Here is a 1,211-nt window from a genome sequence, read left to right on the forward strand (position 1 = left end):
GTGCGTAGCCGTAGACGCCGGGGCGGGGGAGGGAGTTGTAGGCGAACGGGGTGGAGAAATAGTAGGCGCCCGTGTCCAGCAGCGCCGCGTAGTCGCCCTCGTCCAGGGGAGGGAGCCGGCGCGAACGTGCGACCAGGTCGCCCGCGAAGCAGCAGGGCCCCGCCACGTCCTGGACCACCGGAGCCTCCGTCCGCGGGCGGCCCTTCGCGTCGTACGCCGCGACCCGCAGCGGCCAGGCGTCCGGCGCGAAGACCGTGCGCACGGCGAGCTGGGCGCCCGCGTGGGTGACCGCGATCCGGCGGCCGCCCGCGCTCTTGGCGTACTCCACGCGCGCCAGCACCGTGCCCGCCTTGGCGGTGAGCGACCGGCCGAACTCGGTGACCAGGCCGTAGGACCCGTCGAAGAGGCCGGGGACGGTGCGGGCCAGCAGGCGCGCGTAGTCCGCGTAGGAGGGGTCCGTCGCGTCGGAGGCGAAGTCGACCGGGAGGCCGCCGCCCAGGTCGAGGGTGTCGATACGGCGGTGGCCCAGCTCGCGCTCCGCCGCCGCGTTGATCTCCTCGGCCAGCTCGTACAGCGCCCGCACGCCCTCGGCCATCAGCTCCAGCGGGATGCCCTGCGAGCCGACGTGCGCGTGCAGCCGCGTCAGCCACGGGCGGTCCAGGACGGCGCGGACCAGCCACGGGCGCGCCCCCTCGTCCCGCAGCGGGAAGCCGAACTTCGAGGTCGCCGTCGCCGTCGACATCGCGCCGATCGCGCCGCCGCCCACCTGGGGGTTGACCCGCAGGCCCACCCGGGCCTGCGGAGCGGGCGAGAGCGCGTCGAGCCGCGCCAGCTCCCCCGGGTTGTCGGCGTTGAGCGCGATGCCGGCCCCGAGCGCCTCGCGCAGTTCGGTGCGGGTCTTGGCCGGCGAGTCCAGCACGGTGCGCTCCGGCGGTACGCCCGCCGCGCGGGCCAGCGCCAGCTCGCCGGGGCTGGCCACCTCGCAGCCGATCCCCTCGCCGTCCAGCAGCCGCAGCACCGGCACCAGCGAGGCGGCCTTCACCGCGAAGGTGTGCAGCACCGGCTGGCCGGGCGCCGCCACGGCGCGGAACGCGGCGTGCAGCGACCGCGCCGCCTCCCGCACGGCCGCCACGTCCAGCAGCGCGGCGACGGGCGTGTGGTCCCCGGTGACCAGCCCCTGCTCGACGGCGGCGCGGACGGCGAGGTCGCGG

The 1,211-nt window shown here is 77.0% G+C and carries 1 protein-coding gene; it reads right to left on the reverse strand.

The window, feature by feature from the left end:
• Positions 1–1,211: type III PLP-dependent enzyme domain-containing protein (locus G5C65_RS37440; RefSeq protein WP_241266346.1), on the reverse strand; the 1,211-nt coding region annotated here is incomplete at both ends.

This window comes from Streptomyces boncukensis, assembly GCF_011045075.1.
GTDB classification, from domain to species: Bacteria; Actinomycetota; Actinomycetes; order Streptomycetales; family Streptomycetaceae; genus Streptomyces; species Streptomyces boncukensis.